14 protein-coding genes are annotated in these 12,943 nt (G+C 63.0%); 4 read left to right on the forward strand and 10 right to left on the reverse strand.

Annotated elements, in window-relative coordinates; genetic code table 11:
* Positions 1 to 38 precede the first annotated feature (38 nt).
* Positions 39 to 1,448 carry a phytoene desaturase family protein gene (locus IRI77_RS07140; RefSeq protein WP_194451381.1) on the forward strand — a complete coding sequence of 470 codons (1,410 nt, stop codon included), beginning with the start codon at positions 39 to 41 and terminating at the stop codon, positions 1,446 to 1,448.
* The gene (locus IRI77_RS07145) at positions 1,445 to 2,413 is read left to right on the forward strand and encodes an alpha/beta fold hydrolase (protein ID WP_194451382.1); all 969 of its coding nucleotides are present in this window, start codon (positions 1,445 to 1,447) and stop codon (positions 2,411 to 2,413) included. Before IRI77_RS07140 ends, IRI77_RS07145 begins: the two co-directional genes overlap by 4 nt.
* On the opposite strand, the gene IRI77_RS07150 is transcribed toward IRI77_RS07145, so the two are convergent.
* From IRI77_RS07150 to IRI77_RS07180, 7 genes are all read right to left on the reverse strand, one after another.
* Positions 2,391 to 3,008, reverse strand: coding sequence for a DedA family protein (locus tag IRI77_RS07150; protein WP_194451383.1), 618 nt, complete (start codon positions 3,006 to 3,008; stop codon positions 2,391 to 2,393). The two genes, IRI77_RS07145 and IRI77_RS07150, sit on opposite strands and share 23 nt — an antisense overlap.
* 11 nt (positions 3,009 to 3,019) lie before the next feature.
* Positions 3,020 to 3,493: a GNAT family N-acetyltransferase gene (locus IRI77_RS07155; RefSeq protein ID WP_194451384.1), complete on the reverse strand. Its 474-nt coding sequence runs from the start codon at positions 3,491 to 3,493 to the stop codon at positions 3,020 to 3,022.
* Positions 3,494 to 3,513: 20 nt separating this feature from the next.
* Positions 3,514 to 4,554 carry an NHL repeat-containing protein gene (locus IRI77_RS07160; RefSeq protein ID WP_194451385.1) on the reverse strand — a complete coding sequence of 347 codons (1,041 nt, stop codon included), beginning with the start codon at positions 4,552 to 4,554 and terminating at the stop codon, positions 3,514 to 3,516.
* Positions 4,555 to 4,668: 114 nt separating this feature from the next.
* Positions 4,669 to 4,905 carry a hypothetical protein gene (locus tag IRI77_RS07165; protein WP_194451386.1) on the reverse strand — a complete coding sequence of 79 codons (237 nt, stop codon included), beginning with the start codon at positions 4,903 to 4,905 and terminating at the stop codon, positions 4,669 to 4,671.
* On the reverse strand, positions 4,902 to 5,393 hold the full coding sequence (locus tag IRI77_RS07170; RefSeq protein WP_194451387.1) for a hypothetical protein: 492 nt from the start codon (positions 5,391 to 5,393) through the stop codon (positions 4,902 to 4,904). The genes IRI77_RS07165 and IRI77_RS07170 overlap by 4 nt, the downstream gene beginning before the upstream one ends.
* A gap of 132 nt (positions 5,394 to 5,525) precedes the next feature.
* Complete coding sequence (locus IRI77_RS07175) at positions 5,526 to 5,990, reverse strand: fasciclin domain-containing protein (protein WP_194451388.1); 465 nt, start codon at positions 5,988 to 5,990, stop codon at positions 5,526 to 5,528.
* Positions 5,991 to 6,176: 186 nt separating this feature from the next.
* Positions 6,177 to 7,439 (reverse strand): hypothetical protein, encoded by a 1,263-nt coding sequence (locus IRI77_RS07180; RefSeq protein ID WP_194451389.1) that lies wholly within the window; start codon positions 7,437 to 7,439, stop codon positions 6,177 to 6,179.
* A 269-nt stretch (positions 7,440 to 7,708) separates the two neighbouring features.
* Between IRI77_RS07180 and IRI77_RS07185 the strand changes: the two genes are divergently transcribed.
* Entirely contained in the window at positions 7,709 to 8,956 is a 1,248-nt protein-coding gene (locus IRI77_RS07185) for an ABC transporter permease (RefSeq protein WP_194451390.1), read from the forward strand.
* Positions 8,957 to 8,958: 2 nt separating this feature from the next.
* On the forward strand, positions 8,959 to 10,209 hold the full coding sequence (locus tag IRI77_RS07190; protein WP_194451391.1) for an ABC transporter permease: 1,251 nt from the start codon (positions 8,959 to 8,961) through the stop codon (positions 10,207 to 10,209).
* Between the two features lie 45 nt (positions 10,210 to 10,254).
* Here IRI77_RS07190 and IRI77_RS07195 read toward each other — a convergent pair whose 3' ends face one another.
* Genes IRI77_RS07195 through ftsY form a run of 3 tightly spaced genes read right to left on the reverse strand, consistent with a single transcriptional unit; the run spans position 10,255 to position 12,917 of the window.
* The gene (locus IRI77_RS07195; RefSeq protein ID WP_194451392.1) at positions 10,255 to 10,899 is read right to left on the reverse strand and encodes a riboflavin synthase; all 645 of its coding nucleotides are present in this window, start codon (positions 10,897 to 10,899) and stop codon (positions 10,255 to 10,257) included.
* Positions 10,900 to 10,902: 3 nt separating this feature from the next.
* Positions 10,903 to 11,997 (reverse strand): bifunctional diaminohydroxyphosphoribosylaminopyrimidine deaminase/5-amino-6-(5-phosphoribosylamino)uracil reductase RibD, encoded by a 1,095-nt coding sequence (gene ribD, locus IRI77_RS07200; RefSeq protein WP_228486637.1) that lies wholly within the window; start codon positions 11,995 to 11,997, stop codon positions 10,903 to 10,905.
* A 2-nt stretch (positions 11,998 to 11,999) separates the two neighbouring features.
* Positions 12,000 to 12,917, reverse strand: coding sequence for a signal recognition particle-docking protein FtsY (ftsY, locus tag IRI77_RS07205; RefSeq protein ID WP_194451393.1), 918 nt, complete (start codon positions 12,915 to 12,917; stop codon positions 12,000 to 12,002).
* Between the last annotated feature and the right edge of the window lie 26 nt (positions 12,918 to 12,943).

Consider the following 12,943-nt stretch of genomic DNA (forward strand, 5'->3'; position numbering starts at 1 on the left):
TGTTGCAGGAGGCCCGCCGCGTTGGTAGTCTCACAGCAATGCACTCGGGCCAATTCGATGCGATCGTGATTGGCGCAGGCCACAACGGCCTCACCTGCGCGGCATACCTGGGGAAAGCCGGCAGGCAGGATGGCCGGAAGACCCTCGACGAAATCGTCAGATTCTCAACACACGATGCCCGGAGGTTCCCCGCCTACGAGGCCCACCTGGAGAAGCTGGCCCAGGTGGCCGAAAGCCGCCTGTTCACCACGCCGCCGCCATTCCCGCCAGGCGGGTTGGGCGCGCTGCTGGAATGGCTGCGCCTGGCCGGCTGGATCCGCGGCCTCAGCACCGCTGAAATGACGGGCCGGGTGAAGATCTTCTCGATGAGCGCCAGCGACTTCCTGGATGAGTGGTTCGAATCGCCCGAGGTAAAGGTCACGCTCGCGACAGACGGGGTGATCGGCGCCAACGGCGGCCCTCGCTCGCCCGGCACGGCATACATCCTGCTGCACCACTGCATGGGCGGCGTGGCCGGCCAGCGCGGCCTGTGGGGCTTCGTGCGCGGCGGCATGGGCGCTGTTGCATCGGCCCTCGCCGCTTCGGCAAAGGAGCACGGCGCAACGATCCTAACTGACGCACCGGTGGCGCAGATTATTGTCCGGTACGGGAAAGCCCGGGGCGTCGTGCTCCATAGTGGTGACGAGTGCCAGGCGCCCGTGGTTGCATCCAACCTCGATCCCAAGAGAACCTTTCTCGAACTCCTCGATCCCGCGCTCCTGCCCCCCGATTTCACCGCCTCCATCCGGCAATTCCGCTGCGAAGGAACCTCTCTCAAGATCAACTTCGCCTTGCGCGGCCTGCCCCAGTTCACCGGCTATCCCGGAGCGCCGCTCCCCCTGCATGGCGCCACCATGCACATCTGCCCTTCCATCGAATATGTGGAGCGCGCGTGGGACGACGCCAAATATGGCCGCCCATCGCAGCGGCCGCTGATCGAACTCACCATCCCGACGGTGTACGACCCATCGCTGGCGCCGGCCGGCCATCACGTGATGGGCGCGTTCCTGCAGTACTCTCCTGATACGCTGCAGCCGCCCACGGCTACGCGCGGCGGCTTCGACGACGGCAGCGGCTCAACATCCTGGGACGACTTGCGCGAGCCTTACGGCAGCCACGTCCTCGACCTCATCGCCGAGTACTGCCCCAACATCCGCGATGTCGTCGTAGACATGCAGGTACTTACTCCGCTCGACCTGGAGCGCCGCTTCGGTCTCACTGGAGGTAATATCTTTCATGGTGAAATGAGCTTTGAACAGATGTTCGTCATGCGTCCCGTGGCGGGGTGGGCCCGATATCGGACGCCGGTCCCTGGGCTGTATTTGTGTGGCTCCGGCGCCCATCCCGGCGGCGGAGTCATGGGCGCGCCCGGCTACAATTGCGCTCGCGAGGTATTGAAGCACGCATGAGACTTCGTTGGGTGGCATTGCCGGTTGCCGCTGCAGTCGTGGCGGCCGGCGCCTGGTACCTCATCGGACCCAGCCGGCAAGTTGAACCGCGCGACACCGGCGCCCCGGGCCGGACAATCGTGCTGCACGACGGACGCCGCGTCGGCGTTGTCGAACGCGGCGACCCAGGCGGCCGCCCGGTCTTTTACTTCCACGGCTTCCTGGGCTCCCGCCTGGAGATGATCGCCAACGAGCAACTGCTGCGGCGCTTCGGCATCCGCTGGATCGGCATCGACCGGCCCGGCGTTGGCCTATCTCCGATCGATGATGTCGGCAATTACGCGGATTGGGCCATCGACGCCGGTGAACTCGCTGAACAATTGGGGGCGCCAAAGTTCAGTGTCCTCGGCTGGTCGGCCGGCGCGCCCCTTGCCCTGGCCATCGCCGCCCGCCTGCCGGACCGCGTCGACCTCGTAGCCATCGCCGCCCCCATCACCGTCATGGATGTCGAGGAACTGCGCCTGGAAGCCCCACGCGGCTGGATGTTCCAGGTCCGCCTCGCCGGCTGGATGCCCGGCCTCATGGGCCGCCGCCTGCAACAACTGGACGCGCGCCGGCAGTTGAATCCACGCCAGTTCGAGTTGGATCGCGCCGCGGAAGAAGTGCCCTCCGATGCCAAGGCGCTCAGACAGGAGGAAATGGTGGAGATAATGATGGCCGATCGCGCCGAAGCGTTCCGCCAGGGCACCTCCGGCCTGGTTCACGACATGCTCCTGATGAGCCGCGACTGGGGCTTCGAATATGAATCCATCCGGGTTCCGGTGCGAATCTGGCACGGAGAACAGGACCGCATCGCTTCCATCAAGAACGCGGAATACCTGGCGGGCGTCATTCCGGGCGCCGAGTTCGTCCCCGTCAAGAACGCCGGCCACTACGTCGCACTGACTCAGGCCGAGGCCATCATCAAGTGGTTGGCCCGTCGTTAGCCCTGGCTCGGGACCTGCGCCGCCACCACCACCAGCCGTAACCCGCGGCTGCCGCACCCAATACGAGACCGGCCACCAGCCCAAAGCGATGCGCGGCCTCCAGAATCGTGCCCCAGCGTTCGCCCAACAGGTAGCCCAGCGTCAGGAAGGTGCTCGCCCACAGCAGCGCTCCGCCGTAGGCAAAGGCTGCGAAAATCGGCCACTCCAGCTTCGAGGCTCCAGCGACATACGCCGTCAGGTGGCGCACGCCGGCGATGAAGTAGCCGAAGGTGAGCGCCAGCCCGCCCGTCCGGTGGTAGAAGTCGTGGACCTTGTCGATCTCCTTCTGCGAGATCCTGACATAGCGTCCATACTTGTGCAGCAGCGGATACCCGGTCGTCCGGCCCAGGACGTAGCTGATCGTGATCCCGGACATACTGCCGGCCAGTGCAGCCAGCCCGGTGGGCAGCGCCTTCAGTTCGCCCTTAAAGATCAGGTAGCCGGCGAACGTCAGTAGGGTTTCGTCGGGAATCGGCAAGCCCACAATGCCCAGCGCCAGCAGGGCTGCGATGCCGAAATAGCCGTATTGCGTGATCCAGTGCTGAATGATCTCCATGCCGCCGCCAGCTACTCCGTGCGGTTCAACACAAAGTCCGCTTCGAACATCTGATACGCCGTACGTTTCATGCCGCAGCGGACATAGGTACCCTGCGCCCGCTCGTTGTCCTGCTCGACATAGAGCCGCAGCCCGCACACTCCGGCATCGGCGCGCGCCAGTTGCTCCACATGCGCATACAGCGCCTTGAAGATGCCCTGTCCGCGGAACTCGGGCTCCACCCACACGCTCTGGATCCACCAGAACATGCCGTTGCGCCAGTCCGACCACTCGTAGGTGATCATCATCTGGCCCACCCGCCGGCCCTTCACTTCCGCCAAGTAGTAGACCCCGCGCGAAGTATCTTCAAACAGCGCGTGGACGCCATCGCGCAGGCGGTCGAGATCCAGCGACAGATGCTCGGTCTCCAGCGCCATCGTCGCGTTGCCGCGCACCAGGAATTCTGCGTCGGCCGGATCGGCCAACCGGATTGTGATCGGATCCATGTTTGAGTTGCAGGCCCGCCCTAAGCCACTCGCCGCAGCTTCGTGACCCGGCCGACCTCAACCCATTCGACCACAAAAATGTTCCCGTCTCTGTCGAAGCACGCCGAATGCGGACAGATGAACTTGCCGGGGATGAATTTGTCGCGCGGCTCCTTGCGCAGTTTGCTCCAGGTGTTCGTATCGTCCTCGCCCAACTGCGCCACCGCCTTGTAGCTGGTGTCCATCAGCGTGACGCGCGCTTCCAGGTCCGGCACCAGCAGCAGGCCCTTGCGCTGGTCGAAGTGGCAGGGCATCTTCACGTCGCCCTCGCCGCCGAAACCCAGGTGCTTGCCGTCCAGCGAGAAGTACTGCAGCCGCCGGTTGCTGCGATCCGCCACCAGAATCCGCGGCTCCTTCGCCTGGTGGTCAAAGGCGATGCCGTGCGGGCAATCCAGCTGCCCCGCCGCCTTGCCCTTGCCGCCGAACGAGAACTTCCACTCGCCCTTCGCGTTGTACACGTTGATGTAGCTCGACCCGTACCCGTCGCCTACATACACGTCCCCGTTGGGCGCCACCGCCAGGTTGGTCGGGCTGAACTTCTGCTTCTTCCCGTCCGCCCCCGGCTTGTAGCCCGGCGACTCCGACGGATAGCCCGTCTCCCACACCTTGTCGCCCTTCAGCGTGTACTTGCCCACCAGGGCGCGCTTGGTATCGCAGAGGTAGAGGAACTCGTCGCGGCCTTCCTTACGCAGCGTCAGGCCGTGCGCTCCGCCCTTGAACTCCTTGCCCCAGCTCCGCACGAACTTACCCTTCTTGTCGAAGACCACCATCGTGTCCTCCGACTCAGAGGTCGCATGCACCGTGTGGTGCACATACACATGTCCCTGCGAATCGACGCCTACACCGTGCGTGTTCCCGTACTTGATCGTCCGCGGCAGCTCGCCCCAGTCGTGGATCACCTCGAACATGTACGCGCCATTGCCCGTCATGGGCCTCTTCAGGCCCGATTTATCGCCGGCCAGCACGGCGGGCGCCGCCGCCAGGGCGGAAACAAAAACACGGCGGGTGATTGGATTGGACATCCGGTAAGCTCCTCTTCGTTTGAATACTTTACCAGACTGGCAAGGAGAGCAAAACGGCCCAGCCTCGGAAACTGCTTCCGGGGCTGGGCCGTAGGGAGAAGAGATAGAGATTGTCTACTTGGAGCCGCTGAAAGAGCCCTTCGTGCCGTTCGGCGTCTGGAACGTGCCCTTCACCGCCGTGCCCTCGATCTTGCCGCTCACCGAGAACGAACCTTCGCCCGTTGGGATCTTAAACGAGAACGCGCCGGCGTCCACCGTACCGTCGGAGATCGGAGCTTCGTCGCCGCTCTCGAGGATGATGTTGCCGGTCAGCTTGGAGCCGTCCTGCTTCAGGTCCAGCGTGCTCTTCATCTCGCGGCCCTCGGCATCCTTGGAAACGATCTTCCACTTGCCGGTGGCGTCGCTGGCCGCGGTCGGAGTGGCGGCGGGGCCGCCGACGCACCGTCACGGCTGCCGGTCACCGGGCCCGTGCTGCCGTCCGGCAACACCAGGTTGCCCTTCAACGCATCGCCGTCCTGCTTCAGCTTGAACGCGATCTGGCCAAAATCCATCGTGATCTTGAAGGCAACATCTTCGCTGGTCACAGCCAGGTCCTGCAATGGCAGCGTACCCTGCTCCGACACCAGCGAGCCATCAAACTTGCCGCCAGCTTCCTTGATCACCAAATCGAACTTGTGAGTATTGCCGTCCGGCGCCTGAGCGGACATCTTCCAGGTGCCGGTGACGCCGGCCGCGAAAGCATTCAGACTCAGCACCAACAGTGAGGTCAGTGTAAAAATCGTTTTGAACATCGGTTGTGCCACCTTGCGAGAGGTTTGTACAGCAACATCATACGACATGAGCCCATACCCTGATGTGAACAAATAGGCCCGGGTGGGCATACCCCGGGCCTGTCATTCAATCGCCATCAGATGGCAACGTGAGGTGGAGTGGGTGCCCCCATGGGCGCCCGATGGAACGGCGGACCCGGTCTACTTCTTCGGCATAATCACGGTGTCGATCACGTGAATCACGCCATTGTCGCAGGCAATATCTGTCTTCACCACATTCGCCTGGTTGACCATCACCTTCGAGCCGGCCACCGTGATTTTGACGTTTTCGCCTTCCACGGTTTTGGCGCTTTTCAGCTTGACCACATCCGCCGCCATGACCTTGCCGGCCACCACATGGTAGGTGAGGATTTTCTTCAGCTTCTCCGGATCCTTCAGCAGCCCCTCCACCGTGCCCGCCGGCAGCTTGGCAAAGGCCTCATCCGTCGGTGCGAACACCGTGAACGGTCCGGGGCTCTTCAAGGTCTCCACCAGGCCCGCAGCCTTCACCGCGGCCACCAAAGTCTTGAAACTGCCCGCGCTCACCGCGGTATCGACAATATCGGCCGCCTGCGCGGCGAACGCCGAGACAGCCAGCAGCCCAAATACAGACAGAAATCGCTTCATGCCAAGTCCTCTTTTCGAGATCGGAGTCGAATAGGAAAACTAGCGCGCCCGATATAACGGATGTGCCGTTTGCACACTAATGTTGCGGAGTGAATATCCGCAATACCGCATATCCGCCGCAAAGTTCTCCTGGACGAAAGATATTCCGTCCACGTAAGAGAAGATGAAAAACGATTCTTGACTGAGTTAGTTTTTTTGCTTGCGGGCGGGAGGCACCATCTCTGGTGTCACCGGCAGCATGGAGGCAACCGCGACACCGGCACCGGCGATCTCTGTCGTCTCGTCGAAGCTGCCGCCGCCTTCGCCCTGCAGCACCAGCTTGGCCAGCATCCCCGCGGTCCCCTGCTTCTGCTTGAACCGGAACTCCCCGGAGAGCATTTCCTTGCGGGACAGCGGGAGGACGACAACCTTGCCGTTCGTGTGCAGCTCCAACGAGGCCCCGCTTGCGTACCGTACAGAGGCAGAGGTCCCATTCCAGGTGATGACAAATTCGCCATCATGGTGCGTCGCGTGCAGCGAAAGCATCTCCATCGGCGGATCAGCCTTCACCGAGACAACCTTCATGGCAGGCGTCCGAGGCCGGACAATCATCATAAATCCAGCCACGCCCAAGCCCATGAGCACGACCGAGAAGGCCAGTAAGTAGGGGATCGCCCGGGGATTAGGCGCCCTGCGCGGGGTCTCGGCCTCAGCCGGTTGAGCGGCTTCCTGCGCGTTTTGCGCAACCTGCGGCTCGACTGGCTCGGACGGCTGCTCGCTGTTTTCGGGCTGCAGCCTGGCCGGTTCCAACTGCTGACCACTCAGGGCAGCCAAAACCGCCGGAGCCTCGAGTGTCTTCTTCTGGCGCCGCTGGCCCAGGTCGCGCTTGGCGATCGGCTGCGGCTCGATGATCAACTGCGGCTCCACCGCATCCATCTGTCCGGGCGTTTCGCTCGAGGGCAGGTAGATCTGCACTTCTGCGTCGCCTAACCGGTCGGGCCGCACAATCATCAGGAAACCCTGGCCCAGCCAATAGTGGCTGTGAAGCTCCAGCTCCACGTCCGTCGCTTCCAGGTCGCCCTTCGGGTGCGAAACAAACCAACCCAGGATTTGCAGCGGGGACTGTGTCTCTCCGCCCTCGTCCGGGACGGCGCAAATGCCTTCCAGAAATGGACTTAAAGCCGCCTCATCGCGCGCCGAAAGCAGAAAACCAGGGCCTCGGGAATGATCGCAGGCGATCGTCTTCCAGGCCTCCACCACGTCGCCATCCGCACTTCGCCGTCCCAACAGAACTCCGCCCATGCCGAGACACGCGTACCCGTTCATGGCGCGCGACGTCTCGAAGCGAAGGTCTTCTAGGATGTTTCCGGTGAATTCAATGCGGTAGCGGCCGGCATCCGCCTGCCAGCTTTGATCTGCCGAGCCTCCCGTCAGTATGCGGGGCGGCAGACTTTGAAGTGAAAGTCCCACGGCCAGCCTCCTCCAACCATGCGATCCAAGCCGGACTTCTACGAGTCACTTGCTGCTCAGCTTCGCTGCAACCAACGGCCAGCTTGAGTGAACCCCTCCACCCCGGGGCTGGCGTTGTCCGAACGCTTAGTGGCTGTTGGAAATCTCCACAGCCTTCTGCTTTTATTCACTGATGGTCGGTCAAAACCGCCACCAGATCATTTTCATTGTACCCTGTTATGCAACCCCCGTTCTGCCGATGAATCATAATCTATGAAACATCCGACCCAATGAGATTTACCTACACCGTCACCACGGCGGCATCCCTGGCTGTCGCCTCGCTTCGTGCCCACAAGCTGCGCAGTTTCCTGACTCTCCTCGGGGTCATCATCGGAGTCAGCAGCGTCGTCATCGTCGGCGCAGCCATCGAAGGACTCGGCAATTACGCCGAAGAGACCACCTCCAAGGTCTTCGGCAGCGACGGCTACCAGATCGGGCAACTCCTCCAGGTCGGCCGCATGTCGCGCCGCGAACGCATCGAGAAGCTCAAGTACAACCACCAGATCCGCCAGGACGACTACGCTTACCTCCGCCAGACCACCGGAGATCAGGTCCTCTATAGCCCCTACCGCCTGCGCGCCGAAGACATCCACTTCGAGAGCCGCCTGCTCGAGAGCACGTCCATCATCGGCGTCTCCGCCAACCTGGCCGAAATCCGCGAGGTGAACCTCACCGACGGCCGCTTCTTCACAGAGCAGGAAGAGCACAACAAAATAGCCGTCGCCGTCATCGGCGAGGACGTCCGCACCGAGTTCTTCCCAGACCGCTCGCCCCTCGGTAAGATCATCAAGATCAGCGGTTACGAGTTCACCATCATTGGCGTCCAGGAGAAGATCGGCAGCGCCGGAGGCCAGTCGCAGGACAACGTCGCCTTCATTCCGGCCACCGTCTTCAACCGCCTCTACGGACCCGAGAAGTCCATCCTGCTGTTCGCGCGAGCCCGCCCGGAAACCGGCCTCACCCTGGAACAGGCCCTCGATCTCTCGCGCGTCGCCCTCCGCACCCGCTTCAAAGCCCGCCCAGGCAAACCGGACAACTTCGACACCATTACGCCCGATTCCATCCGCGAGTTCATCGGACGCATCATGGGCCTGATCGGAGCCGTGGTCGTGCCCATTACGTGCATCTCCCTGGTCGTCGGCGGCATCGTGATCATGAACATCATGCTCGTCTCCGTCACGGAACGCACCCGCGAGATCGGCGTCCGCAAATCCCTCGGCGCCCGCCGCACGGACCTCATGCTCCAGTTCCTCCTGGAAGCCGTCTTCCTCTCCGCCATCGGCGGCCTCATCGGGCTCGGCATCGGAGCCGGAGTCGCCCGCATCGCCTCCCTCATCGCCGGAGTCCATCTCGCCGTCACCTGGCCTTACGTCTTCCTGTCCCTTTTCGTATCCAGCGCAGTGGGGATCCTCTCCGGCTGGTACCCCGCCTCCCGCGCCGCCCGTCTCGATCCCGTGGAAGCACTGAGGGCCGACTAGCCATGGTACGCATGCATCTTGGCGAGAACGTCAACATGGCCCTCGATGCGGTCTGGACCCACCGCTTCCGCAGCAGCCTCACCATCCTGGGCATCGTCATCGGCATCACCACGGTGGTCACCGTCGGCAGCCTCACCAGCGGACTGCGCGCCGGCATTGTCACCTTCTTCGCCGAGTTCGGGCCCAACAACATCTTTATCAACCGCTTCAATCGCGACCCCAGCGCCCCCGGCTCCCTCAAGGAGATGAAGCGCCGCGTCATCCTGCCCGAATACGCCGAGTACATCAAGCTCAGCGTGCGGGCCGTCGAGGATGTCAGCCTCCAGCTCTATGTCACCTCCGAAACCAGCGGACTCATCACCGCCCGTGTGCCTGGCTTCGAGACCGAAAACATCAGCCTGGTGGGCTACAGCGGAAACGCCTTCACCCTGCAACCACGCGAGGTGAAGGAAGGACGCGTCTTCACACCCGAGGAGGCGGAGCGCGGAGTCCGCATCTGCGTCATCGGCCCGCTGGTGGCCGAAGCCCTCTTCCCCGACGGCCGCTCCGTCGGCCGCACTCTCAGCGTCGCCGGCACCGAATACACGGTCATCGGAGTCTTCGCGGAAGCCAAAGGCGGCTTCTTCGGCCAGAACGGCCAGGACACCCAGATCGTCATCCCCTACCAGACCGCGCGGGCCCGCTTCCCTACCGAAGACCGGCTGATCCTCGTAGCCCAGGCCCGCCCGGGCATGCGCGACGAGGCCTTTGAGGAGATCCGCCAGTTGCTGCGCCGCGTGCGCCGCACCCCTGCCGGAGCCGACGATGACTTCGGCCTCACCACCGCCGATCAGATCATCAATCGCCTGGACGGAATCCTCAGCGTGATCGTGGTCGTGTCCGTCGCTCTCTCCAGCCTCGGCCTGCTCGTCGGCGGCATTGGAGTCATGAACATCATGCTGGTCTCGGTGACGGAACGAACCAAGGAGATCGGCATCCGCAAAGCCATCGGAGCTCGCAAAGGCGACATCATCGCTCAGTTTCTGATGGAAGCGGTGACCCTGACCGGCCTGGGCGGAGCGTTAGGCGTCCTGGTCTCGGTCCTGTTGACGCTGATCATCGGCAAGCTGGTGCCTTCCCTGCCCTCGATCGTGCCCGGTTGGGCGATCACGCTGGGCTTCGGAGTTTCGGTAACCATCGGTCTCTTCTTCGGAACGTGGCCCGCGTTGAAGGCAGCCAACCTGGACCCGGTAGACGCCCTCCGCTACGAGTAACGGGCGGAGGTGCGAAGTCGTACTGAGGTCGCACAGGGCGAACGGTCAGTACCCCTGCTCCAGCAGCCCCTCGAGAGTAATCGTGGACCGCTTCACATCCAACTGCCCCAGCATCTTCTCCACATACTTCGCCAGCACATCCGTCTCGAGGTTCACCGGGTCCCCCGGCTTCCTCTCCTTCAGCGTCGTATGCGAGTACGTATGGGGAATCACCGCCACGGACACTTCGCAGTTCTCAATCGAGGCAATCGTCAAACTGATCCCGTCGATCGCGACCGACCCCTTGAACGCCAGATACCGGTCCAACTCCTGGGGCGCCCGCACCCGCAGCAGCCAGTTGTCATCCCCCAACAGATCGATGGAAACAATCGACCCCACCCCATCCACGTGCCCTTGCACGATATGCCCGCCCAGCCGTGTCGTTGGCAGCAGCGCGCGCTCCAGATTCACCGGAGCGCCCACCTTGGCCAGCCGCAGGCTCGTCCGGGTCAAGGTCTCCGGCGACACATCCGCGCCAAAACTCCCGGGTTTCAGGTCCACAGCGGTGAGACACACGCCGCTCACGCAGATACTGTCGCCCTCTTTTGCATCCGAGCACACCAGCGGAGCCCGCACGCGCAGCCGGCTGCCCGTCGATCGCGGCTGAATCGCCTCAACAATCCCGAGCTCTTCGATGATCCCTGTAAACATGCGTCAGCTCTTCTTGAGCCAGGCTTCCACCGCGAACTCATCCGGCGGAATCACGTGCAGCTTCGTGCCCGTGAACCGGATCGCATCGGCCCGCCGCCGCTTGCCGATCCCGCCCGCTACCGGCAGCGACTGCAATCCGCCCAGAATCTTTGGAGCGTAGTAGAAGAAGATCCGGTCCGCCACGCCATACTCCAGCGCCGACCAGTTCACCTTGCTGCCCGCTTCGATCATCAGCGACAAGTACTTGCGCGTACCCAGCACCTGCACGATCTTCTTCAGATCCGTGCGCCCGCCCGGTCCGTCGGCCGCCAGCACTTCCACGCCATGCTTCTCCAACTCATGCCGCCGCGCCGGAGAGGCTACCGAACTGGACACCACCAGCAAGTCATGCTGACAGCTCTGCACCATCTTCGAAGTCAGCGGAATGCGCAACTGCGAATCCACCACAATGCGCAGCAAAGGCCGCGACCGCTCCAACCCGCTGCGGTCCGTCAACAGACAATCGTCGGAAAGCACCGTGTCGATCCCCGTCAGGATGGCATCATGCAGGTGCCGGATCTGCTGCACATGCGCGCGCGCCCGCTCCGACGTGATCCACCCGGAGTTGTCTTCCGGAGCCGCAATCTTCCCGTCCAAGGTCAACGCCGACTTCAGCGTCACCAGCGGCCGGCCCGTCTTCATGTAGTGGAAAAAGGCCAGGTTGAGGTCGGTGGCTTCCTCGGCCAGCGACGGCTCGATCTCCACCTCGACACCCGCGGCCCGCAGCCGCGCAAAGCCCTGCCCCGCCACCTGCGGATTCGGGTCTTCCTGGATCGCCACCACTTTCTTCACGCCGGCGGCAATCAGCGCCTCCACGCACGGCCCCGTCCGCCCCATGTGGCAGCACGGCTCCAGGTTGATGTAGAGCGTCGCGCCGCGCGCCTGGTCGCCCGCGTCTTCAATCGCCAGTACTTCGGCGTGCTTCACGCCCGCCCAGGTATGATAGCCCTGCCCCACAACAGCGCCATCCCGCACCAGGACAGCGCCTACCGATGGATTCGGAGCCACCCGGCCTTGGCCTTGTTTGGCCAAATCAAGAGCAATTCGTAAGTAGTCCATGCTTATGCCTCAAACAGCGAGGAGATGAACTTTTCGGGCTCGAACGGCAGCAGATCCTCAGCCTGCTCGCCTACGCCGATGAAGCGGATGGGCAGATTCAGCTCACGTGTAATCGCCACCACGATGCCGCCCTTCGCGGTACCGTCCAACTTCGTCAGGATCAACCCGGTCACTCCGGCCGACTCAGTGAACTTGCGCGCCTGCTCCAGCCCGTTCTGGCCCGTCGTCGCGTCCAACACCAGCCAAACCTCGTGCGGAGCCCCCTCAATCACCCGGCCCGCTGTCCGCCGCATCTTTTCCAGCTCGACCATGAGATTCGACTTCGTGTGCAACCGCCCCGCCGTGTCCACCAGCAGGACATCGCTCTTGCGCGCCCTCGCCGCGTGCAGCGCGTCAAACACCACCGCGCTTGGATCGGAGCCCTGCGACTGCCGGATAATGTCGCTCTTCGTGCGCTGGCCCCACACTTCCAACTGCTCGATCGCCGCCGCCCGGAACGTATCGGCCGCACACATTAGTACGGTTTTGCCTTCGCCCGAAAACCGCGCCGCCAGCTTGCCCGTCGTCGTCGTCTTGCCCGACCCGTTCACCCCTACCATCAGCACCACCGTCGGAGCCTCGGCCGCAAAGTTCAACGGCCGGTCACTCGCCTCCAGTACGCCCAGCAGGTGCTCGCTGATCAACTGCCGCAGCTCTGAAGGATCGTTCACCAGGTGGCGGTCCACCCGCTGCCGGATCCCTTCCAGGATTTCATTGGCGGTCCGCACCCCGATATCGGCCGAAATCAACGTGTATTCGAGCTCTTCCAGCAGATCGGCGTCGATCTCTTTCTTGCCGAGAAGAACGTCTTCCACCTTGCTGACCAGGCCGGTGCGGGTCTTCTGTATACCTTGTTTCAGTCGGTCGAGGAGACTAAGCATGTGAATTTACTTGGGGCTCCTTTGAT

The sequence above is a fragment of the Paludibaculum fermentans genome, assembly GCF_015277775.1.
In the GTDB taxonomy this organism is placed as follows: Bacteria; Acidobacteriota; Terriglobia; order Bryobacterales; family Bryobacteraceae; genus Paludibaculum; species Paludibaculum fermentans.